21 protein-coding genes are annotated in these 22,288 nt (G+C 35.5%); 11 read left to right on the top strand and 10 right to left on the bottom strand.

Going from position 1 to position 22,288, the window contains the following annotated elements:
* Nucleotides 1-22: 22 nt before the first annotated feature.
* The 6 genes from nikA (at nucleotide 23) to LQU93_RS04295 (ending at nucleotide 6,524) form a co-directional block, all read left to right on the top strand.
* Nucleotides 23-1,561 carry a nickel ABC transporter substrate-binding protein gene (gene nikA / locus LQU93_RS04320; RefSeq protein WP_229932663.1) on the top strand — a complete coding sequence of 513 codons (1,539 nt, stop codon included), beginning with the start codon at nucleotides 23-25 and terminating at the stop codon, nucleotides 1,559-1,561.
* On the top strand, nucleotides 1,558-2,493 hold the full coding sequence (locus LQU93_RS04315; RefSeq protein ID WP_229932662.1) for an ABC transporter permease subunit: 936 nt from the start codon (nucleotides 1,558-1,560) through the stop codon (nucleotides 2,491-2,493). The genes nikA and LQU93_RS04315 overlap by 4 nt, the downstream gene beginning before the upstream one ends.
* Nucleotides 2,490-3,317 carry a nickel ABC transporter permease subunit NikC gene (nikC, locus tag LQU93_RS04310; protein ID WP_229932661.1) on the top strand — a complete coding sequence of 276 codons (828 nt, stop codon included), beginning with the start codon at nucleotides 2,490-2,492 and terminating at the stop codon, nucleotides 3,315-3,317. The genes LQU93_RS04315 and nikC overlap by 4 nt, the downstream gene beginning before the upstream one ends.
* Nucleotides 3,304-4,011 carry an ATP-binding cassette domain-containing protein gene (locus LQU93_RS04305; protein ID WP_229932660.1) on the top strand — a complete coding sequence of 236 codons (708 nt, stop codon included), beginning with the start codon at nucleotides 3,304-3,306 and terminating at the stop codon, nucleotides 4,009-4,011. The genes nikC and LQU93_RS04305 overlap by 14 nt, the downstream gene beginning before the upstream one ends.
* On the top strand, nucleotides 4,011-4,763 hold the full coding sequence (locus tag LQU93_RS04300) for an ABC transporter ATP-binding protein (protein ID WP_229932659.1): 753 nt from the start codon (nucleotides 4,011-4,013) through the stop codon (nucleotides 4,761-4,763). Before LQU93_RS04305 ends, LQU93_RS04300 begins: the two co-directional genes overlap by 1 nt.
* Before the next feature lie 126 nt (nucleotides 4,764-4,889).
* Nucleotides 4,890-6,524, top strand: coding sequence for a multidrug ABC transporter permease/ATP-binding protein (locus LQU93_RS04295; protein WP_229932658.1), 1,635 nt, complete (start codon nucleotides 4,890-4,892; stop codon nucleotides 6,522-6,524).
* Between the two features lie 286 nt (nucleotides 6,525-6,810).
* On the opposite strand, the gene LQU93_RS04290 is transcribed toward LQU93_RS04295, so the two are convergent.
* Nucleotides 6,811-8,658 carry an aryl-sulfate sulfotransferase gene (locus LQU93_RS04290; RefSeq protein ID WP_229932657.1) on the bottom strand — a complete coding sequence of 616 codons (1,848 nt, stop codon included), beginning with the start codon at nucleotides 8,656-8,658 and terminating at the stop codon, nucleotides 6,811-6,813.
* 257 nt (nucleotides 8,659-8,915) lie between these two features.
* Between LQU93_RS04290 and LQU93_RS04285 the strand changes: the two genes are divergently transcribed.
* The 5 genes from LQU93_RS04285 (at nucleotide 8,916) to LQU93_RS04265 (ending at nucleotide 13,439) form a co-directional block, all read left to right on the top strand.
* Nucleotides 8,916-9,572 carry a thiol:disulfide interchange protein DsbA/DsbL gene (locus LQU93_RS04285; protein WP_229932656.1) on the top strand — a complete coding sequence of 219 codons (657 nt, stop codon included), beginning with the start codon at nucleotides 8,916-8,918 and terminating at the stop codon, nucleotides 9,570-9,572.
* 8 nt (nucleotides 9,573-9,580) lie between these two features.
* Nucleotides 9,581-10,207, top strand: a complete 627-nt coding sequence (gene dsbI / locus LQU93_RS04280) for a protein-disulfide oxidoreductase DsbI (protein WP_229932655.1) — start codon at nucleotides 9,581-9,583, stop codon at nucleotides 10,205-10,207.
* Complete coding sequence (locus LQU93_RS04275) at nucleotides 10,204-11,853, top strand: sensor histidine kinase (protein ID WP_229932654.1); 1,650 nt, start codon at nucleotides 10,204-10,206, stop codon at nucleotides 11,851-11,853. The genes dsbI and LQU93_RS04275 overlap by 4 nt, the downstream gene beginning before the upstream one ends.
* The gene (locus LQU93_RS04270; RefSeq protein WP_229932711.1) at nucleotides 11,849-12,526 is read left to right on the top strand and encodes a response regulator transcription factor; all 678 of its coding nucleotides are present in this window, start codon (nucleotides 11,849-11,851) and stop codon (nucleotides 12,524-12,526) included. The genes LQU93_RS04275 and LQU93_RS04270 overlap by 5 nt, the downstream gene beginning before the upstream one ends.
* Nucleotides 12,527-12,620: 94 nt before the next feature.
* Nucleotides 12,621-13,439: a hypothetical protein gene (locus LQU93_RS04265; protein WP_229932653.1), complete on the top strand. Its 819-nt coding sequence runs from the start codon at nucleotides 12,621-12,623 to the stop codon at nucleotides 13,437-13,439.
* On the opposite strand, the gene LQU93_RS04260 is transcribed toward LQU93_RS04265, so the two are convergent.
* From LQU93_RS04260 to LQU93_RS04220, 9 genes are all read right to left on the bottom strand, one after another.
* Nucleotides 13,436-14,473 (bottom strand): AI-2E family transporter, encoded by a 1,038-nt coding sequence (locus LQU93_RS04260; protein WP_229932652.1) that lies wholly within the window; start codon nucleotides 14,471-14,473, stop codon nucleotides 13,436-13,438. The two genes, LQU93_RS04265 and LQU93_RS04260, sit on opposite strands and share 4 nt — an antisense overlap.
* A 174-nt stretch (nucleotides 14,474-14,647) precedes the next feature.
* A complete protein-coding gene (locus tag LQU93_RS04255; RefSeq protein WP_229932651.1) occupies nucleotides 14,648-15,595 on the bottom strand; it encodes a hypothetical protein in 948 nt (315 codons plus the stop codon).
* A 47-nt stretch (nucleotides 15,596-15,642) separates the two neighbouring features.
* Entirely contained in the window at nucleotides 15,643-16,818 is a 1,176-nt protein-coding gene (gene xseA / locus LQU93_RS04250; protein WP_229932650.1) for an exodeoxyribonuclease VII large subunit, read from the bottom strand.
* Between the two features lie 54 nt (nucleotides 16,819-16,872).
* The gene (locus tag LQU93_RS04245) at nucleotides 16,873-17,322 is read right to left on the bottom strand and encodes a hydrogenase maturation protease (RefSeq protein WP_229932649.1); all 450 of its coding nucleotides are present in this window, start codon (nucleotides 17,320-17,322) and stop codon (nucleotides 16,873-16,875) included.
* Nucleotides 17,319-17,687 carry a formate hydrogenlyase maturation HycH family protein gene (locus LQU93_RS04240; RefSeq protein ID WP_229932648.1) on the bottom strand — a complete coding sequence of 123 codons (369 nt, stop codon included), beginning with the start codon at nucleotides 17,685-17,687 and terminating at the stop codon, nucleotides 17,319-17,321. The genes LQU93_RS04245 and LQU93_RS04240 overlap by 4 nt, the downstream gene beginning before the upstream one ends.
* On the bottom strand, nucleotides 17,681-18,523 hold the full coding sequence (locus LQU93_RS04235; protein WP_229932647.1) for an NADH-quinone oxidoreductase subunit B family protein: 843 nt from the start codon (nucleotides 18,521-18,523) through the stop codon (nucleotides 17,681-17,683). The genes LQU93_RS04240 and LQU93_RS04235 overlap by 7 nt, the downstream gene beginning before the upstream one ends.
* Nucleotides 18,520-19,059 carry a formate hydrogenlyase complex iron-sulfur subunit gene (locus LQU93_RS04230; RefSeq protein WP_229932646.1) on the bottom strand — a complete coding sequence of 180 codons (540 nt, stop codon included), beginning with the start codon at nucleotides 19,057-19,059 and terminating at the stop codon, nucleotides 18,520-18,522. Before LQU93_RS04230 ends, LQU93_RS04235 begins: the two co-directional genes overlap by 4 nt.
* Nucleotides 19,056-20,804 (bottom strand): hydrogenase large subunit, encoded by a 1,749-nt coding sequence (locus tag LQU93_RS04225; RefSeq protein WP_229932645.1) that lies wholly within the window; start codon nucleotides 20,802-20,804, stop codon nucleotides 19,056-19,058. The genes LQU93_RS04230 and LQU93_RS04225 overlap by 4 nt, the downstream gene beginning before the upstream one ends.
* Nucleotides 20,801-22,288: a proton-conducting transporter transmembrane domain-containing protein gene (locus LQU93_RS04220; RefSeq protein ID WP_229932644.1), complete on the bottom strand. Its 1,488-nt coding sequence runs from the start codon at nucleotides 22,286-22,288 to the stop codon at nucleotides 20,801-20,803. The genes LQU93_RS04225 and LQU93_RS04220 overlap by 4 nt, the downstream gene beginning before the upstream one ends.

Genomic DNA, 22,288 nt, shown 5'->3' with positions numbered 1-22,288 from the left:
TTCTTATAATAAAGGATAAACAATGATTAAAAAAATTGCACTCTCTTTGAGTCTTGGTGTTGGTGTGCTGTTTGCTAGTGAGCAGCTAAATTTTGTCATGACAAAAAATGTAGGACCACTAAATCCACACCTATACTCTCCAAATGAGATGTTTGCACAAAACATGCTTTATGAAGGACTTAGTAAATATGACACAAACGCAGAAATAAAGCCTCATCTTGCCAAAGGTTGGGAGGTGCAAAATGACGGCAAAACATATGTGTTTGAGTTGCGTGATGATGTGAGTTTTACTGATGGTGTGAAATTTAATGCCGTCGCAGTCAAGGCAAATTTTGATGCCATACTAGCTAACCGTGAACGTCACAAATGGCTAGAGTCAGCAAATCTAATTCAAAGCGTTGATGTGCTAAGTGAATACAAAGTAGCAATTAATCTAAGCAAACCATACGCTCCACTTGTAAAAGAGTTAAGCCTAATTCGTCCATTTAGATTTGTCTCGCCAAATTCTCTCATAAATGGCGATAGCAAAGATGGCATAAAGGCACCAGTAGGCACTGGCACATACAAGCTAGAAAGTTCTGAGCTTGGCGTAAAAGATACCTTTGTTATAAATGAAAACTATTGGGGCGAAAAAGCAAAAATTAAAAAAATAGTTGGCAAAGTTATCCCACATCCAAATACAAAAGTGATTGCTCTTAAAACTGGTGAAGCTGATTTAATATATCAAAGTGAGCAAATTCCGCTTGATGTTTTGGCTGATTTAAAAAAGAGCTTTAATGTTGAAATTTCAGAACCTATAAATACTTTAGCATTAGCTATAAACTCAAATAAGGCACCAACGAGTGATTTAAGTGTGAGAAAAGCACTAAATTTAGCCGTAGATAAAGATGCTATTGTTAAATCTGTATTTTTTGATACTCAAAAAACAGCATCATTTTTATTTGCTAAAAGCTTACCGCATTGCGATATAAACGCAAAAGAATATGCATATGACATAAAAATGGCCAATGAAATTTTAACATCTGATGGCTGGATAAAAGCAAAAGATGGCTATCGTTATAAAAATGGTGCAAAATTAAGCATTGAGCTAACATATATCGGCACGAATGCTATGTATAAATCGATAGCTGAAATTTTACAAGCTCAGTTTAAACAAATCGGGGTAGAGTTAAACTTAAAAGCAGAAGAAAGTTCAATCTTTTACAAAAAACAAAGAACTGGCGATTTTGGTATCACTTATAATAGAACTTGGGGCATACCATACGATCCAGAGATATTTTTAGGCTCTATGAGAAGTCCGTCTCATGCTGATTATCAAGCACAGCTTGGACTAGCAAACAAATCTAAAATAGATGAGAAAATCACAGAAATTTTGGCAACTTTTGATGATGATAAAAAAGACAAGCTCATAAAAGAAGTGCTAACAGAATTGCATGATGAGGCTATTTATCTGCCGATATCTCATGAAACAAATATCGCAATAAGCTCCAAAAAGCTTGATGGCGTTAAAGCACTAAATCTTGCAAATGATATTGAGTTTAACAAAATGAAACTAAAATGAAAAAATATATTTTTAAGCGAACATTGCTAGCGATACCGATACTTTTTGTGGTATCGCTTTTTATATTTTGTATGCTTAGGCTAAATGGAACTGATGCGGCGATGAGCTATCTAAACGCATCTGGTATCACGCCTACTAAGGAGAGTTTAGCACATGCAAGAGCCGAACTAGGGCTAGATAAGCCTATTTTAACACAATATGGCATATGGCTTAAAGACGCCATAAAGCTAGATCTAGGCAAATCGTATATAACTGGCAGAGATGTTAGCAAAGATATAGGTTATTATTTTTCAAATAGCATAAAACTTGTGCTATTTGGGTTATTTCTTACATTTTCTTTATCGCTTCTGTTTGGAATTTTGGGTGCGATGTATAAAGATAAATTTATTGATTTATTGGTTAGAATTTTTGCGTTTTTGGGCGTATCTACACCAAATTTTTGGTTAGGTTTTATATTAATTAGCATTTTTTCAGTGCATTTTAGTTTGCTTCCACCATTTGGAAGTGGGACGTTTATGCACCTTATCATGCCTGGATTTGCAATTAGCTTTATGTCAATTGCTATAAATGCTAGATTTATACGTGCAAACATGCTAGAAAATATCAGCTCACGCCACGTAATGTATGCTAAAATGCGTGGAGTAAGCGGTTTTGGGCTTATACTTAAGCATGTGCTTAAAAATGCTCTTTTACCGGTTATAACCGCCATGGGCATGCACTTTGGAGAGCTTGTTGGCGCAGCGATAGTAGTTGAAAATGTCTTTGCTTATCCTGGCATTGGTAGTTACATTATCACAGCCATCATTAGCAACGACTATCCAGTTATACTAGCTTTTATGCTACTTTTTAGTGTAATTTTTATCATATCAAACCTACTAATAGACATAAGCTATGCCTTTATAGATCCGCGTATAAGGCTAGGTGTAAAATGAAAAAAATTCTACTTTTTAGCAGTTTAAGTATCATTTTTGTGCTTGTTTTTGTATCTATTTTTGCAAACTACATAGCCCCTTTTACACCAGATGAGATAAACTTAAGCAATAAATTTGCTCAAATCTCATCAACGCATCTTTTAGGCACGGATCATTTAGGACGAGATGTATTGTCAAGGCTAATTTATGGTGCTAGAATTTCTCTTGGTGCTGTTTTTGTTACGCTATTTTTAATACTCTCTTTTGGCTTTTTGGTTGGGGCTGTGGCTGGGTTTGTCGGCGGTAAGACGGATCAGGTTTTAATGAGAATTTGTGACGTATTTTTTGCACTTCCTACGATTGTATTGTCGCTATTTTTGGTAGGAATTTTAGGCACAGGATTAGTAAATGTCATCATAGCTATAGCTATAACTCACTGGGCATGGTATGCTAGGATTATTCGCTCGGTTGTGCTAAATTTAAAAAACAAAGAGTATGTGATGATAAGTAAAATTTCAGGCGCATCTGGGTTTAAAAATTTCACTCAAAACATGCTTTATCCAATAATTGCTCAATGTATTATAGTCGCAAGTTTAGATATAGGACATATCATGCTTCATATCTCTGGGCTTAGCTTTTTAGGGCTTGGCGTAAAAGCACCTGAGGCTGAGTGGGGCATAATGATAAGTGACGCAAAAGAGTTTTTATTTACAGCTCCAGAGCTTATTTACTATCCTGGATTTGCACTATTTTTAGCCGTAATGAGCTTTAATGTGCTGGGGGATTATTTGCGTGATAAGCTTGGCAACAAAGCAATATTAAAGGATGAAAATGTGCAACCTTGATGTAGCCATAAGCATATATAATAATAAGAATTTTTTACTTAAAAATGTCAATTTTACACTATCGCATTCGCATATAACCGCACTTATAGGAACAAGTGGCAGTGGCAAAAGTCTAAGTGCGATGGCGATATTTGGCATGACACCAAACGGATACAAAAGCGATATAAAAATAAGCCAACCAAAGGAAAAAATAAGCATAATTATGCAAAATCCAAGAACGGCATTTAATCCACTTTTAAGTATTCACACTCATGCTAAAGAGAGCATTAAAAGTGGTACTAAAAACAAAGATGAGCTTATTAAGCAAGTTTTTAATGATGTTGGGCTAGGGTTAGAAAACCTTAAAAAGTATCCATTTGAGCTAAGTGGCGGTATGCTTCAACGTGCAATGATAGCCTTAGCACTGCTTAAACAGCCGCATTTTATAATTGCTGATGAGCCTACGACTGATTTGGATTTAATTACTCAAAATACTATTTTGGAGCTTTTGCTTGAGTTAAAAACGAAAAAAAATATCGGCATTTTGCTAATCACTCATGATTTTGGTGTAGTTAAAAAAATGGCAGATGATGTGCTTGTAATGAGTAATGGCGAGATAGTTGAGCGTGGAAATATTAATGAAATATTTAATCATGCAAAACACAGGGCTACTCAAAATTTACTAAATGCATATAGCATCGTAAGGAACGCATAATGAACGCACTTGAGATTTCAAACCTAACTTTTGGTTATGAAAGCTACTCGTTTTTACGTGGCAGTAGATACGAAAAAGTCTTAGATGATGTAAATTTTGAGATAAAAATAGGGCAAAAAATGGGGCTTATGGGGCTATCTGGATGTGGCAAAAGCACTTTAGCTTCAATCATCATGGGACTAAACACACCACAAAGCGGAAAGATAAAATTTTACAATAAAACGCATAAACTAGATACACTAAGCAAAAGGCGTGAGTTTTACAAAATGGCTCAAATTGTCTTTCAAGACCCAATTAGTGCGATAAATCCAAGCTTTAGCGTTAAGCAGGTGCTAAGTGAACCGCTAAATCATTTAAGCAAGTTAAATGAGCGTCAAAAAGATGAGCAAATCATGCAAATATGTGAAAAAACTCATATCAAACACGAGTATTTAAACAAACCTGCATTAAGCTTAAGCGGAGGTGAGCTAGGTAGAGTAAATCTGGCTAGGGCTTTAATAATTAAGCCTAAATTTCTTATTTTGGATGAGAGCTTATCGGCGTTTGACTTGCCACTTCAGGCTGAAATTTTAAAACTACTTGATAGCTTAGAGGGGATGAGTTATTTATTTATAACGCATGATTTTCGCTTAGCACGTGCGTTTTGTGATGAGATAATGCTTATGCAAAAAGGCAAAATAATAGAAAAAATAGGCAAAAATCAAGATTTTAGCTCAGAGCTAGGAGTATCGCTTAAAAACGCAATTTTATAGCAAATTTTGCCAAGTAAAACGCTTGGCAAATTTAAAATCCTCTTTAAATAAAACATAGCTCATAAATTTATAACTCAAAAAGTAGGCTTTTGATATAATCTACTAAAATTTACAAAAGAAGCGAAAATGATAAAAAACTTACTTAAAAAAAGCATACCTCACCTAATCAAAATAGTCATCCTAACACTCATTTACAGTGGTCTTGGCATAGCCACATTGTCATTTATAAACTCTAAAATTTTAACCATAACTAAATTTGATTTAAGTGTGATTTTGCAATTTATTACACTACTTTTAGTGTTTTTGTCGGCTTCAATTTATGCAAATATTACATTGGCTAAATTTGGGCATAATTTAGTTTATAATATGCGAAAAGAGCTTGTAAAGCGCCTACTTGACACGCCAAGCTATCAAATAGAACTAATTGGCAAAGCAAAAATAATCGCTAGTTTAAATAACGACATTAGAAGTATATCGTTTGCATTTATGTCAGCACCTGGACTTATTCAAGGGCTTGTTTTTATCATCGCAGTTAGTATCTATTTACTTGTAATATCGCCTAAACTTTTTGTTTTTATTTTTATATGGATTGGCGTCACGCTTAGCGTTGGTACTTATTTTATGAGTAAAATTCATCACTATTTCAAACTTGCACGTGCCAGTGATGACGCACTTCAGGCTAGTTTTGAGGACTCTGTTGAAGGGCATAAAGAGCTTATGCTAAATAGAGCAAGAGCAGAGCTTAGTTTTGCTGAGTTTGATGTCGTAGCTCAGCAAAAAAAATACAATCTAATTCGTGCTGATATCTACCACTCTATAAGCGATAATTGGAGCAATATTATGCTTCTTGGATTAGTTGGGATGTGTATATTTTTATCCATATCGCTAGAGTGGGCAAGTATGCAAACAGCCGTAACCGTAGGGCTTACTATACTATTTTTACGCGGTTCGTTAAACGCACTTGTTAGCTCAATACCTACAATGCTTGCGGCTAAAATTAGTTTTGAAAAGATTATGGCACTAAATTTTGTTGATTTTTCAGATGGTTTTGATGTGCAAAATAGCTTAAATAACGACTGGAAAAGCATTAAATTTCAAGACATAAATTTTAAATACAATGATAAATTTGGATTAAAAAATCTAAACTTAGAACTAAAACGTGGCGAAATAGTGTTTTTAATTGGTAAAAATGGTAGTGGCAAAAGCACATTTTGCAATCTACTTTGCGGCTTGCTGCAGCCAAGTAGCGGTAAAATAATGCTAGATGATACTGAAATATCACATAAAAACTTACGCGATTATCAAAGTAAAATTTCAGCAATTTTTAGCGAGTTTTATCTATTTTCGCAGGTTATTGATAACCAAGGCAAAAGTTTAAGTGAAGATGAGGTTAAGGATTTGCTTGTTTTGCTTGATATTGATGAAAAAGTAAGCGTAATAGATGGAAAATTAAGCACGACATCGCTATCGCAAGGACAACGAAAACGCCTTAGTTTATTTTTAGCACTATGCGAAAGGCGAAGTTTGCTTGTGCTAGATGAGTGGGCGGCGGATCAAGATCCGGTGTTTAAGCGTGTATTTTATAGGGAAATTTTACCGCTTTTAAAATCACGTGGCATAACTATACTAGCTATCTCACATGATGATAATTATTTCGATGTGGCAGAGCGTATCATACTAGCAAAAGATGGATATATACGTGAGTTAAAAGGCGATGAGCGAGAGATAGCAAGTCGTGACGCTGTCGAGAAAATAAGCTAAATTTTATAACAATTAAATACAAAATATTGCTTATTTTAGCAATTTGTATCGTTTGTAAATATGTCAAACTTTATGTAATAGCCAAATATTACAATAACTAAAAAGGCAACAACAAATAAAGCAAAAATTTATTTTGCGGATTTGATTTTTTTTGGACATATAAAAAATCATGCAATTTTTTATAATGATTTAAAATAAAATTTATTAATAAAATAGATTAATTAAAGCTTAATATTAAAATTTGAAGATATTAAGTAGTCGGTGCCAGATTTGACACCGAAATATATTACTTAGAAAACGCTTTTTCTACACTAAATGGAAACGCCTGATATCCCATCGCATTTGTCATTTTGATCTCAACCGATGGCTCTTTTGCACCCCATTCAAACTCATTGATATGTGGGCTTGGAAGACCTACTGGGCGACCAGTTGCGATATCAAACTGCATACCAGCAACCGCTGAGTAAGCAAAGATTGAGTTTAAATCATCTTGATACTGAGTTAAAGATGTAACAGAGCTATACCATTCTGCACCACGCTCTTTGCCGTATTCCCAGACTTGCTCGACTGTTTTTGCCTTCTCATCTACTTTAAAGACTACTGCACGGCTGTATTTCATGCCTGCAATAGCTGGTTGCTCAAATCCCCTACTATCGCCGTTATCAAAGACGGTTAGATATACAACGCCTGGTTTTGACTTGCTATCGATTCTAAATGCTGTGTGCTGAGTGTATTGCCAGTCAAAGCCACCTTTTTCACTTTCATATCCAGGGCATTTTGTGTATTCGTCTTCGCAAACGATCTTGTTGCCTTTGCTATCAACTGGCTGAAGAAGCTTATCTTTAAACTGATCTTTCCAGCCTTTGTGCCCGCCAATGATCCATTTTACTTTTTTATCGCGTCCGATTTTGATGACTGCGTTTTGGTGGCGGCTTGAGATGATGATGCTATCGTCTGTTGGGTCGTGATCGACGCTATTTACATGAGCCCAGTTTCTACCAGGTCCAACGCCTACGATATCGCCCCATTTTTCCTCTTTATCCATCATCGCTAACTCATCAGCACTTGCTGTATGACCTGCTTTGCTAGCATCGATATTTAGGCACACCGCACCTTGATCAAGAACTTTAATAACTGTATCTCTGTACGGATCTAAAATCTCATAAAGTCTCCAATCATCAACAACATTGCCATCACGATCCACTTCTACGATGACATCGCGAACTGTGCGGACATTGCGACCATCGGCGCGTTTTAGGTTAGCGTTTGCCACGCGAAGCAAGTAGTGTCCGTTATCCATCACATCCATAGAGTGCGAGAAGTCATTATACTGAGCTGGTAGTTCGCGGTTAAAAATTTCTCTACCCATGATGTCGTATTTTACATAGTGCTGTCCATAACCCCAAGTCATAGCACCATCTGGATTTTGCTTAAAGCCCATCATAACGCCAGCATTCATCGGAGTTTTTAAGTTATAAATTTTGCTTGGCTCAAGATACCATCTAACCTCGCCTTTTGTGTCAAGAACGAAGTTGTTTGGAGTGTAGTTCCACTCTATCGCGCCACCAGCTGGGTTGTTCCATACGACTTTTGTGCCTTTGCCGGTTTTATTTACGAAGTTATTTACATAGTATAATCTGTTTGCAAATTTACCACTTGCGGCTTTTACGACTTCGATCTTATCAAAAAGTGGTCCTTTTTGATTAGGCATGCCTGTGCTTTCTAGATAGATAGCTGGGGCGTAAATTTTATATGTTTCTTTTATCTTTTCTTCTTGACCTTTGTAAATTTTAGTGTATTCAATCTCTATCGTGTTTTGATAGTCTGGATACATACCAAAAACAGGGATACCGCCGTGAGTTCTGATATGCTTATCTGCGACTGCATAGCTAATAGTCTGTCCATCTTTTTTAGGAACGATAGTAACCTTAACATCTTTTATCGTATATCCGCCACTTTTAATAACTGCCGTAAGTGGAGCGATATCATAAGGATTTACGACTACTTCGCCAAGTTTGCCAGGGATCGCGTAGTCAATATGCGAACCGCTCGGACCGCCGATAGCAAGTGCATTTGTAGTAAAGCCACCAACTAAAATAGCAGCTAACGCAACTGAAGAAAGTGTTTTTTTCATAAATTTCTCCTTTATAAAATGTTTATATTTAATCAAATGACATTATAAACTCAAAAAATCATTTAAAAGTCTCATAAATATTAAATATTACTTAAATTTTATAATTTATTTTAAAATTTATATTTTACCTTTTCATTATTATATAATTTTTAATTTTATATAATTTGATTAAAATTTATTTTAAATTTATTTTGGTGTGATTTTTGCGATGAATTTATAATATAAAATAGCATTAAAATTATCGCAAGGAGTTGAATATGAAAACATTCATTAAACCAGCAAAGTTTTTAGCTGTAGTTGCGCTTTTTGGTGCTGTAAGTCTAAGTGCATTTAGTGAAGGCGTAGATTATATCAAGTTAGAAAAGCCACTATCAGTTGATAATCAAACGCTAACAAAAGTATTTAGTTATGCTTGTCCATTTTGTTATAAGTATGACAAATCAGTAACGCCAAAAGTCGTTAGTAAGGTGAGCGGATTAAAATTTGTGCCGTATCATTTAAAAACCAAAGGTGAATATGGTGAAGCAGCTAGTAAAATTTTAGCCGTTTTAGCGACAATGGATGAAGCAAAAGGCATTGATTTACTTAGTGACGATTCACTATTTAAAAAAGCAAAAATGGCGTATTATAAGGCTTATCATGACAAAAAAGAGCGTTGGAATGATGGGGCAAATGAAGAAGCTTTTTTAAAGACTGGACTTGAAGCGGCTGGCGTTAGTCAGGCTGATTATGAAGCAGCTTTGGGTAGCCAGAAGGTTAAAAGCTTATTAACAAAATGGGATGAGAGCTACGACGTAGCTAAGATTCAAGGCGTTCCAGCATTTGTAGTAAATGGCAAATATCTAATTATGACAGCCAAAATCACATCAATTGATCAAATGGCAAATTTAATTGAAGAATTGCTTAAAAAATAAGGCTTAAAATGAGTTTGATATCAAAAATAGCATCTTGGCAAAGCTCACGCTTTGTGTGGCTTTTAATGACATTTTTAAGCATAGGGCTAGTTATACTGGCTCACTCACTTTTTCAAAAATACCTTTATATGCCACCTTGTGAGCAGTGTGTGTATATTCGCTTTGCATTTTTATGCATGGCACTTGGCGGCATTATAGCAGCCATCAATCCTAAAAATTTGGCATTTTTGATTTTTGGATATTTGTTTGCGTTTTGGGGTGCAGTGCAAGGCATAATGTATAGTCTAAAACTAGCAAAAATTCACCACGCCGTTCATGGTGATGATCCATTTGGTGTGCAAGGTTGCTCCACTGAGCCAAGCTATCCATTTGGCTTACCACTTCATGAATTAGCACCCAATTGGTTCTTGCCAACAGGAGATTGTGGATATGATAATCCTATTGTGCCAGATAATGTCGTGCTTAGCGATATGCAAAGATCGTTAATTGAGTTGTATGCTGATGGCTGGTATCTTGTGCCATCACAAAAATTTCTAAGCATGGCTGATTGCACACTGTTTGGATTTAGTGTGTGCTTTGTTGTTTTGTTTGCTATGACGGGGTGCAAAATACTAACACTAGGCAAAAGCGATTGATAAAAGCAAACTTTAAATTTTACGCCATCATACTGCTTTGCACTATCTTTGTGGTGTTGCTTGGCATAAATATCTTTGATAGCTCTAAAAAACAGATCATAGAGCTATCAAATAAAAACAAAATTGTTACAAGTCAAAATATAGTTACAGTTTTTAACTCATGGCTTGATGAACGCATCAACTCGCTTGAGAGAATTTCAAAATTTATGCAAAACTCAGATATATTAGAAAACGAGGATAAAATCAATAAATTTATTAAAGAATTTTATACTAATCAAAAAGATTTTGATCTAGTTCAGCTTTTGAAAAATGATGGTAGAATATTTGTCAATGGCACAGAGCTTACAGCACAAGATCATGGATTAAGCAAGGAGCAAATTTTAGAATTAATTTGGTTTGAAGAGACAAAAACAAACAACGCACCAAGCATAAATTTTATAAATTATCACAATGTTTTGCAAAAACCAACTATAAATTTATGCGTCCCAAACCATAAAGATGGAAAATTTATCGCTGCTTTTTGCGGAGTGGTCTCGCTTGATGGAATATTTGATAACATAGCCAATCTCAAACTGCCACCAAACTCATATACTTTTATTATGGCACACAATGGTGAGATTTTGACAAAAATGAGTGACAAAGAGTTAAAAAATAAAATACAAACAACATTTAAAGAGCTTTTTTTAAAATCAGATGATATTGAAAGTATTAATCTTAATTCGCACTTTATATCTATTGCTCCGATTGCACTTCTTGACTGGTTTATCGGCGCAGGAACTGATAACCAAAAAGAGATAAATGAGCTATTGCAGGCTACTTTAAAGAATTCTCTCATACTGCTTTTTGCATTTTTTACACTAGCTTTTATAGCAAATTTCTTACACAATTTTATGTATAAAAAGATAAAAAACAAACAAGACGAATACGAAATAATCCTAGCTCACAAAACAAAAATGAGCGAAGCTGGTGAATTAATAAGCGGGATAAATCATCAATTTATCCAGCCTGTAAATTCCATAAAACTCATGATAACAACGCTTCAAATGTTACAAAATGAAAAAAACTTAACCGAAAAAACACTAAATCAAATGCTACAAAACGGACATAAATCAGTAACTTTACTAAGTGATACAATTGAGATTTTTAGAAATTTTTACAAAGCTAGTGAAAACATACAAATATTTAGCGTAAAAAAATCTATTCAAAATTTACTCTCTCTTATGCATGCAGAGCTTACTAAAGCAAATATTAAGGTGATATTGCAAGAATTTGATGATGTTATCATATCTCAGAAACAAAACATCATACAGCAAATTTTGCTTATTTTAATCCATAATGCAAAAGATGCGCTCATTGATAAATTTGATGATATGTCAAAAAGGCAAATTATTATAAAAACTAGCTTTGATGAACAAAAATGCTATATTAAAATAATCGAAAATGGAAGTGGTGTCGATATAGCAATGAAAGATAAGATTTTTAGTGAGCCAAAGACGACTAAGAGTTATGGTAATGGATTTGGCTTGTATTTTGGCAAAAAATTGGCAAATGAAAAGATAAATGGCAATCTTGCTTTAAAAAATATGGCAAATCCAACAATTTTTGAGCTAAGCTTTGATATAAATTTAAAGGAAGTGAATGATTAGCAAATCACTTGACATGCTAAAACAAATAAGCGTTTTAATAGCGGAAGATGACGAAATGGCAAGGAGTGTTTTGGTGGGTGGGCTAAAGCCTTATTGCGGTAGGGTGTATGGAGCTAGTGACGCAATTGAAGGACTTGATATCTTTAAAAGCAACAAAATAGATATAATTATAACAGATATTCATATGCCAAATTTAAATGGATTTGAGATGATGAAAGAGATATTGTCCTTAAAGCCGACGCAAAAATTTATAGTATTTACATCATATGATACTGATATAAATTTGGTAAAAAGCATTGAAGCAGGTGCGACACTATTTTTAAAAAAGCCAATTGACATACAAGAGTTAAGATCCATGCTTATCTCATTGACCTTTGAAAAAAATGAAAAAATCATACAAATAAACAAAAGTATAAGTATAAATTTAAATAAAGAAAAAATTTTTAAAGATGGTAAAGAGATATATTTGACCTTTTTGCAGAATAAATTTTTCTGGCTTTTTGCATATAATTTAAACAAATTAGTAACCTATGATATGATAGAAAATTTTGTCTATGATGCAAAAGGTCCAAGCAAAGGGGCAATACAAAATGTAATCTTGCGTCTTAAAAAGGAGCTTGGGGTTAAGTTTAAAAATATCAGCGAAAGTGGATATATACTCGTGAGTGAGTAGATAAAATATTTTAAAGGAGCATAAATGGCATATCAGGAACAAAGGTGGCAAAATTTTTACGAAAGTGCTTGGGCGTATAGGGCTAAGTTTATGGATGAGTGCCTACGGGGGGGGGTATAACGGCTATCAAGCAATAAAACAGCTTGAGAAAAAAGAGCGAAAATATAGACTAAGTGTCGATATAAAAACTGGCGAGGCTGAGTGGGAGAAATTGCAAATAGAAGATGAAAACTTTATATTTGATACTGCAACGCCTATATTTAGAGTAACATCTAGTATGGGCAAAATGATGATCGCACCATACCATAGCAGATTTGAGTTTGAGAAGTATTTAATTGATGTGATGGATGAAACTGGACCATATGATTGCGTCGTGGAGCTTGGGTGTGGGTATGGTAGAAATTTAATAAATATGTTTTATAACGGTGGTGATACAAATTTAAAATATTATGGTGGAGAATTTACACAAAGTGGCGTTGATATCGCTACAAAATTAGCCGCCGCAACGCCAAATATGAAGGCTGAGTTTTTTCATTTTAATCATCTAAGTCCAAATTTAGACATCGTTAAAAATAAGAACTATGAGTGTGTGTTTGTTTTTACTTCGCACTCTATAGAGCAAGTAAATCAGATCCATGATAATTGGTTTAAAGTGGTGGCAAGTATCGCACCGCATGTAAGATGTGTGCATTTAGAACCGTTTGGATTTCAGAGTAAAATTTTAGGCGAAGTTAGCGAAAAACACAAGGCTTTTATACAACAAAACAAATGGAATGAAAATTTTACTCAAGTGCTACAAAATGCAGTAAATAATGGCGATATTGTGGTTGATGGCACGATGCTTGAAATTGGTTTTAGCGACGATGTATTTAATCCTGGCTCACTTTGCATTTGGCACTCAAACGGTGCTTAGATACGATCTTTTAAGAGATTGTATAGCTTAATTGTAGATATAAAAAATGTCACAATTGCTGGGCCTAGTATAAGCCCCCAAAAGCCAAAAGTCCCCATTCCGGCTATCATTGCAAAAAATATGAGTAGTTCGTTGATGTTTGTAGGGATTTTAACTAGTTTGGAGTTTATAAATTTTATAACCAAAGGCTTTAAAAATGTATCAGCTATAACTGATATGACAATTATGCTAAAAAGTGCCAAAATAACGGCATTTGTGATTGAACCGTTGGCGATTTCATAAAGGCTAAGTGGCAGCCACATTAAAATTCCGCCAACAACTGGTATGAGTGAGCTAAATCCATAAAGTATGCCTGTTAAAAACGCATCATATCCTAGTATGCCTGTGATTGTAGCAAATAAAAATCCTTGAATTATTGTGTTGATTATGATAGAGTAAAACACGACGCTCATTACGTTTGCAACTTCGCTTAGCACAAATTCGCTATCGTTTTTTTCCATTGGCAAGGCGTTTTTTAGGTATGCAATTAGCTCAGTGCCGTAGAGATTGGCAAAAAAGAAAAATACCAGTATAAAAATCATATCAAGCAAGAACGAAGCACTTAGTTTGCCGATGTTTGCTACGTATGAGATGATGCTATTTAGCATGGCTTTGACATCGATATCGTTTAGACTTTCTTTTAAATTTGGTTCTAAAAACGATAGTGCATCGGGCAGGGTAAAATCGTAGTTTTTGATATACTCTATCGTTTGCATCGCTGTATTTACATCAAATGCGACGGCGTATTTTGCTATGCTAATGACCGCGTATAAAAACGGCACGAAAAATAACAAACAAAGCGTGATGGTAGTCATGGCAGCTGAGATGGTGCGGTTGTGATTTGTTAGATGTAGGAATTTTATGTTGATGTTTGAAGTTGCAACGGCTAAGAGTGCTGCTATGAATATGTTTAGTAAAAATGGTTTAAATAGATATAGCAACAACGCTAGTGAAAAACATACAAAAAGCCCCATAAAAATCTTTGAATTTCTCAACTCATCTCCTTAAAATTTAGTGATTATAACGTAAAATTTTGATTTTTATCTGATTTTATTAAATTTGCGTTTTAAAGGTATTGGGTTAAAAATGGTTTTTAAAACGTTATTTTTGTATAACTTTTGCGATATTTTGATTATTAAATAGGCAAAAGGCTAAACTTTAGTGAGCTTTTATGCTCTTTTATCTAGCATTTTTTCACCCTTTTCTTCAAGCTTTTGCATAAGTCTAAGCACATCTATGCCTTTTTCTTGCTCTAGCTTTAAAAGCCGTTGCAAGTAGGTAAATTTTTCATCTTTGTTAATGTCATAAGTTTTGGAGTTTTTACTTTTGCCAGTTATGGCTGTAAAAGTGCTATTTTCATCAAGCTTTTGAGTATCGGTTGTATTATATAGTGAGATGACCTTTTTAACTACATCTTGAAACTCAGCCCCGTTTTTCATCCCGGCTTTAATAAGCCCCATAAATTTTGCTCTACTCTCAGCATCTTCGTAATTTATTCCACCAAGCGTCTTAAACTCCACAGGTGGTTTGTTTTTGTTTGCAAGTATTGCTATGTTGTCTTTGCCGATAGTTATGCTCTCTACACCCTCTCGTTCGCCAAGATATTTTCTAATAGAGTAATCAAGCCAAGCATCTTTAAACTCATCGATACTTTGAGCCTTATCAAGTATGCCAAATCCCTCTTCATTGCTATTAAAGCCAAGTCCTAGATTTGATGATGCGTATTTTTTAGCAAACGCATCTACATCAGTTGGCTGCTTACCTAAGATCTCATCATAAAGCCTACCAAACCCAAGTGCCTTTGTTTGATTGACAAAGCTTTTTAGCTCATTTATCTCTTTTTTGCTCATTGAGTTATCGCTACCCATAAGCTTACCCCAAGTGCTAATCTCGCCTTTAAGCGTTTGACCGCTAAGCGAAAAAACTCCGCCAAATTTTATAGGCTCATCGTCTTTTAGCTCTTTTATAGTAGATGAAATATGGTTATCATTTTGTGCTGCTTGATTGTTAGAAATTTCTTTTAGACTGTTGGTGTTTATTGCTGAATTATTTTCGTGCTTATTGGTTTGCAAACTTTGGGCTAGATTTGTATTAAACCCACTTATGCCATTTATCATTTAAATTCCTTTTTAAATGTAACACATCGGCAGATTAGAAAAATTATTTATATTTTTTCACTGATAATTCTTGCGTATTTTGTGCTATCTTGCGAGATTAGCTCAATTTCATCATTGATTTTAAGTTTATTTAAGCTTATGAGTTTTTCATTTTGGCGGATTTGGATTAAATTTTTTGTATTTTTATGAAAATTTTCGTGTGAGTTTAGTGCGATTTTAAGCTCATTTATTTTTGTTTGAAATTTCATGATTTTAGTCTCAAATGCCCTATTTAGTTCATTTTTTAAAATTTTAGCACTTGATATTTTTGCTTCAAGTCGTAGTTTTATTACGTTTGGATTTAGTTTTGATTTTAGCAAATCAAGCCTTGTTTGGTTGTTGTAAATTTTATTTTTCATGCTTTTTATTAGCTCATTTTGCTGATTTACTAGATATTCAAATATATCATTTGTATCTGGTAGTAGTGTTGTGATTGCTGCACTAGGCGTTGGTGCCCTATAATCAGCTACAAAATCTGATATCACATAGTCTATCTCGTGTCCTACTGCCGATATTATCGGTGTTTTGGCGTCATAAATAGCTCTAGCTAAGGCTTCATCGTTAAAGCACCACAAATCCTCCTTGCTTCCGCCACCGCGTCCCATTACTATAACGTCCATGTCGTGTGCATCGGCACGTTTTAGAGCGTTTATTAGCGAGTTGGGTGCATTTTCGCCTTGAGTTAATGCATCATATACGTAAATTTGTGGCAATTTAAATCTTTCATTTATAAGTCTTAGCATGTCGGCTAAGGCTGCTGAGGTAGCTGATGTGATTAGTGCGATTTTGCGTGGTAAATTTGGCAATTGTTTTTTGTGATTTGTATCAAATAACCCCTGTGCTTCTAGCTTTTTTCGTAGCTCATTAAATGCTAGTTCTAGCTCACCTATGCCATCTGGCCGCATGTTATTAACGATTAGCTGATAGCTTCCATTTGGGCTATAAATAGAGACTTTACCAGATACAACTACTTTTGTGCCATCACTAATGTTAAATTTAACTTTGGCGTTATTCATGCGATACATTACCGCTGATATCGTGCCTTTGTCATCTTTTAGGGTAAAATACCAATGTCCTGAGTTATGTTTGGTTAGCCTTGAAATTTCTCCTACAACTTCGATATTTTCAAAATGTGTTTCTAGTAAAAATTTCGCCTGTTCGTTTAGTTCAGATACGCTTAGCATTTTTAGCCCTTAATTGATTTAAAGCCGTAATTATCGCATAATAAGCTTAAAATTTTAATCTTTGGTGTTTAAGATTGAGTTTAGTTGTTTAAATTTTTCAAATCCAGCTTTTAGGATTTTTTCTCCATGGTTACTAAGTCCTTGTCTTATGCCTGCAAAATTTTCAGGTTTTATAAATAGAGCTAAAAATAAAACCTTTGGGCAAAACTCACCAATAAAACGTGCAAGAATATGAATGGGTAAAGTGTGTGTGTTAAATGCGATACCAGCTTCGTTTTGCATAAACTCAGCCTCTAGGCTATCATCGTCGCCGACCGCAGCATCTATTATCAGCACCAAATCAGGCTCGTAAGTCTTGATGGCATAGACTTCATCTTCTGGTGTGTCATAGCCGTAAAATACTTTATAATCACTATATTCACGCTCAATTAATTTGCCCAACTCTATGCCAATAGCATCATCGCCTCTTAATTCGTTGCCGACGCACAAAATCGCCTTTTTCATACGCCTACAAAATCCTTGCGAAGGACTAAAAACCCACCTTGAAGCTCTTTTAAAATCTCTTTTAATTTGCAATCGCTCATATCTTTTAAAAGCTCTTGTGCGTGTTCTGGAAAAATTTCAACTTCAAAATATTTGCTTAAATTGCCAATTTTAAATTTTGTATATTCACCAGAATTTTGTAGCATATCTTCATACTCTTCATCGCTCATTTGTGCAATTTTTTCACTAAAATCTATCGTGCCAATCCCATGACCGACAAATGTCGAAAACATCTTTACTTGAGCAAGTTGAGGGCTAAATTTCTCTAGCTCCTCTTCATTTTTGGCATCAATATGACGTTTTGTAAGCTTGTAAATTTCTACCATCTAAGCTTCCAAACTAGCTCTTTTGCATTTGGGCTTACTACATCGATTAAGTCATCTTTTGTTGTATTTACATACTTTGGATAGACGTCATTATGTAGTAGTGCTAGACACTCAGCAAATCTTGGATCTTTTTGTCTTGCTATCGCGTCTTGAAGGGATTTTTTAACCTTTTGTGGATTTTTGGCATCGCCACTATCATTGACTGCGGTTAGGTATTTGCTACATAGCTCTCTGCCAAATATATAGCTCATTAACCATTTTGCTTTAGCAAGTGCGTCGCGTTCAAATAGTATATTGCCTACAAGTGACTCTTTTACTTCAAAAATTTCACCACTATCATCTTTAAAGTCTATCTTTTGTAGTTTTTGCTCTAGTATGCCAAGTCCCATTGCCAAGCCATATATGATACTAGCTGGGTGCGGCGGACATCCTGGGATATAAACATCTACTGGTATTACTTTATCAGCGCCACCATGAACAGCATAGCTATCGTGAAATATCCCACCACTTGACCCACATGCACCAAAAGCAACTACAATTTTTGGATCTGGTGCTGCTTCATAAGCACGAAGTAGTGGATAATACATCTGACGTGTGATAGGACCTGAAACGATGATAATATCAGCGTGGCGAGGACTAGCTACTAATTTAAAGCCAAATCTTTCAGGATCCCACATCGGAGTAATTGCAGCAAAAATTTCAATCTCACAGCCGTTACAACTACCACAATCAACTCTATAAACACTAAAGCTTCTTTTTATGCGTCCTAGATGAGCTAGTTTTGCTTCTAGGTCGTTTGCTTTTGCGATATCTTCAGGAACTATATAAGTGCTCATTTTATCTCCATTTCTTGACCTTGTGTTATGTTGCTTACGGCATTATGCTGCTTACATTCAGGGCAGATGTTTATATATTTTTTTGCACTCTGTAATCTCTCATCGCTCACGTTTGTTTTGCTTAAACGATCTAGCGTATGTTTAACTAGGCGTTTTGTGCTGTATGCTTTGCCACATTGTTCGCACACAGCTGGTTCTAACTCGCCACGCTGAATAAGTGCATCTTTATCAAATTTAACCGCTAGTTCAAATTCTTGACTTAGATTAATCGCACCTGTTGGACACACTTCATCACAACGACCGCAAAATATACAACGACCAGCGTTAAATTCCCAAACAAGCTTACTTTTATCCTCTTTTAGTGCGACTGTTATGGCATTTGGCGGACATGCTATACCGCAAGCCGCACAACCTATACATAGATCGAATTTATACTTTGGGCGACCACGAAAATTTTCAGTGACTGGATATGGTTCAAAAGGATATGCATGTGTAGCAACGCCATATTTTTTGTTGATATCAAAAATTTTCATCATCTTATATCCTTTGTGATGTCTTCTTTAGGATTTATACATAGTGCTTTTAGCTCTTTTTCGCCTACCACTTTGCTTTTGCCACTTCTTATATCAGTTAGCGTTACGCGCTCTGTGCATGAGTAGCATGGATCAAGCGAACAAACGATAAGTGCCGCATCTGCTATGGTGTTGCCTCTAAATTGATAGCGAAGGCTAGGCCAGTTGGCGTATGTAGAGGCTCTAACTCTCCATCTATATACTTTTTGTGTGCTGCCTTGCATGATCCAATGGTAGTTATCACCACGCGGTGCTTCATCATAACCAAAAGCATAACTTTCAGCACGAACAGGCGTGTGATATAGATTTTCGCCTAAATTTATAGGAGTGTTAGGCATTAGTTCTAAGCACTGTCTTATAGTGTATAGCGCTGATTTTAATTCGTGATATCTAACTGTTTCACGAGATAAAACGTCTCCGCCATGCTCAACGCTTATCTTAAACTCAATGTGTTTGAAAAAGCCGTAAGTGTGATCATATCTAGCATCGCGGTTAAATCCAGAGCCGCGTAGGTTTGGACCAACTGGGCTAAAGTCACGTGCGACTTGACGATCAAGCACACCAACGCCCTCCCATCTACCAACTTGACGCTTGTCAGACATAGTTGCTTCCCAAAATTCTGTAAGTTGAGTGTCTATTTTATTAACAAGTGCAATTGCCTTTTTAATCTCTTCACTTGTTATGTCGCGTCTTAGACCGCCGATTATGATATTGCCATATGTTTTACGTCCGCCTGTTATGATTTGAGCTAAGTCCATAGAGTATTCGCGTATCTTAAACATATGCATAAAGCCAGTCATGTTGCCAGTAACTTCACAGGCCAGACCAATGTTTAGCATACTTGAGTGAAGTCTTTCTGTTTCAGAGCATATAATACGTAAAGCCTGAGCTCTTAGAGGTACCTCTACACCCATTGCATTTTCAGCTGCTTCAATACAAGCGATTGAGTGTGCGTAACCACAAATACCACACACACGCTCAGCCAAGTATCCCATTTGATCATAATTCATGCGATTTTCAGCTAGTTTCTCCATACCACGATGTTGATAAAATAGACGATAATCGGCATCTACTATCGTATCGCCATCGCAAAACAATCTAAAATGTCCAGCCTCGTCACTTGTGATATGAAGCGGTCCAAGCGGAACATCAATAACATTTTCGCCCTCTGGACGTAAAAAAGGATAGCTAGGTTCATCTTTGTGATCATATACATCAGGTCTGTGAGTGTATTCCATAGCGTCTTTTCTAAGTGGGTGTAAATTTTCTGGCCAATCATCGCTTAATACTAAACGACGTTTATCTGGTAATCCCTCAGCCACCAAGCCAAACATATCATAAGCTTCTCTTTCATACCATACACACGCTGGAACGTATGGAGTTACTGATGGGAAAGTTGTCTCATTTTGTGGGATTAGAGTGCGAACTGTGATAAAGCACTTATCTTCTTGTGCTAACTCATCTCCCTCAAACATCTTGCCACCTTCCATAGATAGCACATAATAAAGGGCAAAATTTTTATTTATGCTTCTTTCGTCATTTGCTATCATTGTGGCTAACCAACCACCCATATCATAATATAGTGTTTTAACGGCTAGTGGCAAGTCATTTCTATCAACTAAAACCGTTACTTGGTTAAAAGTTTGTCTAGTGACTTCTAAAATATTTACTTTTTCTTGTAGTTTTGCTACTAAATTATCGCCTCTCATAAAATACCTTTCTGTGCGCCTGTTACTATCATAGCGGCGTTATCAACTAACGTCATAAACCAATCAAAATGATACACACCAAACGCAACTATAAGTGTAGCAAGTGCGATAAGTGGTAAATTTTCGCTTAGCTTCATCTCTTTATTGTAATGAACTTTGCCTACAACTGGACCAAAGCTTGACATAAAAAAGTGTGAAAAGTCAGCTATGAAAATGATAGTAAGCGTGATGAAAAATACAGCTATTGCTAGGTATTGTCCTGTTGCTGCGGCTGCTTTAAATGTCCAAAATTCACTAACAAATATAGCAAAGCCTGGCACACCAACAAGTGAGCATATTGAAATTCCAAACAATACAGTTGTTAGCGGAGCTATATACATCATGCCACCCATTTTATGCATGTCTTTTGTGCCGTAAATTCTAGCGATGTTGCCAGTAGAGCAAAATGCTAAGGCTTTTGTAAAGCTGTGAGCCATGCAGTGGAAAATCGCAGCAAACACGCCTAAAATACTTCCAACGCCAAGTGCAAAAGCTATAACACCCATGTGAGCTATAGAGTGGTATGCAAACATACGCTTAACGTCGTGTTGTCTAATAAGGAAAAATGCCGAAACAAATAGTGTAAGTCCACCACTCACAATCATTGCATTTTCAACAAAATCAAAGCCTATTGCTTGACCAGCTATTGCGTAAAAACGAATTAATGCAAGCATTGCACATTTTAACAAAATTCCAGATAGCATAGCAGATGTTGGTGCTGGACCTTGTGCGTGTGCATCTGGTAGCCATGTGTGAGTAGGCACTAAACCAGCCTTTGTGCCGTAACCAATAAGTGCAAATATAAATACGAGTTTTAGCACATCTGGATTTAAGTTTGCAGCATTTGCTATAAGTGTGTCAAAATACATAGCATCAGAACTAACACTCATAACTGAGTAGCTAGATGAGTATAAAAGCACAGTTGCATATAGTGCAAATGCTAAACCGATAGAGCAAAGAACGATGTATTTATAGCCACTCTCTGTTGATTTTCTATCGCTAGAAACAGCAACTAAAAACGCTGAAGCTAGTGTTGTAGCCTCTACCGCTGCCCATAAAACAGCCATGTTATTACATACGCAGCTAAGGCTCATTGTAAATATAAATACGTAACTTAATGCGTAGTAGTTTTTAATTTTACCAATGTTTATATGGCCAGCTTCATACTCCCATTTTAGATAAGTTGTAGCATATGTGTTAGCCAAAAAGCCAGTTATACCAACTAGCGTTAAAAACACAGCACCAAGTGCGTCTAAAACTAAAATATTTTCAAATGCACTAAATTTCATGCCACCTGCTGTTTGTAAAACCAAGCACATGATAAATACTAAATTTATAGTATTAAAAGCTATGTGAAGTGGGCTAAGAAATTTTAAATTCTTTGGCATAAAAAACATAATTACAGCAAATATAAGCTGCATTGCTAAAAGTTCATAAAGTCCCAT

Origin of the sequence: Campylobacter majalis (assembly GCF_905120465.1) — a bacterium.
Lineage (GTDB): Bacteria > Campylobacterota > Campylobacteria > Campylobacterales > Campylobacteraceae > Campylobacter_A > Campylobacter_A majalis.
This window is presented reverse-complemented; position numbering and strand designations above follow the sequence as displayed.

Excerpts from the sequence above, each read along its gene's own strand:
- nikA (WP_229932663.1), top strand. The coding sequence starts at position 23 with ATGATTAAAAAAATTGCACTCTCTTTGAGTCTTGGTGTTGGTGTGCTG.
- LQU93_RS04315 (WP_229932662.1), top strand. The coding sequence starts at position 1,558 with ATGAAAAAATATATTTTTAAGCGAACATTGCTAGCGATACCGATACTT.
- nikC (WP_229932661.1), top strand. The coding sequence starts at position 2,490 with ATGAAAAAAATTCTACTTTTTAGCAGTTTAAGTATCATTTTTGTGCTT.
- LQU93_RS04305 (WP_229932660.1), top strand. The coding sequence starts at position 3,304 with ATGTGCAACCTTGATGTAGCCATAAGCATATATAATAATAAGAATTTT.
- LQU93_RS04300 (WP_229932659.1), top strand. The coding sequence starts at position 4,011 with ATGAACGCACTTGAGATTTCAAACCTAACTTTTGGTTATGAAAGCTAC.
- LQU93_RS04295 (WP_229932658.1), top strand. The coding sequence starts at position 4,890 with ATGATAAAAAACTTACTTAAAAAAAGCATACCTCACCTAATCAAAATA.
- LQU93_RS04290 (WP_229932657.1), bottom strand. The coding sequence starts at position 8,658 with ATGAAAAAAACACTTTCTTCAGTTGCGTTAGCTGCTATTTTAGTTGGT.
- LQU93_RS04285 (WP_229932656.1), top strand. The coding sequence starts at position 8,916 with ATGAAAACATTCATTAAACCAGCAAAGTTTTTAGCTGTAGTTGCGCTT.
- dsbI (WP_229932655.1), top strand. The coding sequence starts at position 9,581 with ATGAGTTTGATATCAAAAATAGCATCTTGGCAAAGCTCACGCTTTGTG.
- LQU93_RS04265 (WP_229932653.1), top strand. The coding sequence starts at position 12,621 with ATGAGTGCCTACGGGGGGGGGTATAACGGCTATCAAGCAATAAAACAG.
- LQU93_RS04255 (WP_229932651.1), bottom strand. The coding sequence starts at position 15,595 with ATGATAAATGGCATAAGTGGGTTTAATACAAATCTAGCCCAAAGTTTG.
- xseA (WP_229932650.1), bottom strand. The coding sequence starts at position 16,818 with ATGCTAAGCGTATCTGAACTAAACGAACAGGCGAAATTTTTACTAGAA.
- LQU93_RS04245 (WP_229932649.1), bottom strand. The coding sequence starts at position 17,322 with ATGAAAAAGGCGATTTTGTGCGTCGGCAACGAATTAAGAGGCGATGAT.
- LQU93_RS04240 (WP_229932648.1), bottom strand. The coding sequence starts at position 17,687 with ATGGTAGAAATTTACAAGCTTACAAAACGTCATATTGATGCCAAAAAT.
- LQU93_RS04235 (WP_229932647.1), bottom strand. The coding sequence starts at position 18,523 with ATGAGCACTTATATAGTTCCTGAAGATATCGCAAAAGCAAACGACCTA.
- LQU93_RS04230 (WP_229932646.1), bottom strand. The coding sequence starts at position 19,059 with ATGATGAAAATTTTTGATATCAACAAAAAATATGGCGTTGCTACACAT.
- LQU93_RS04225 (WP_229932645.1), bottom strand. The coding sequence starts at position 20,804 with ATGAGAGGCGATAATTTAGTAGCAAAACTACAAGAAAAAGTAAATATT.
- LQU93_RS04220 (WP_229932644.1), bottom strand. The coding sequence starts at position 22,288 with ATGGGACTTTATGAACTTTTAGCAATGCAGCTTATATTTGCTGTAATT.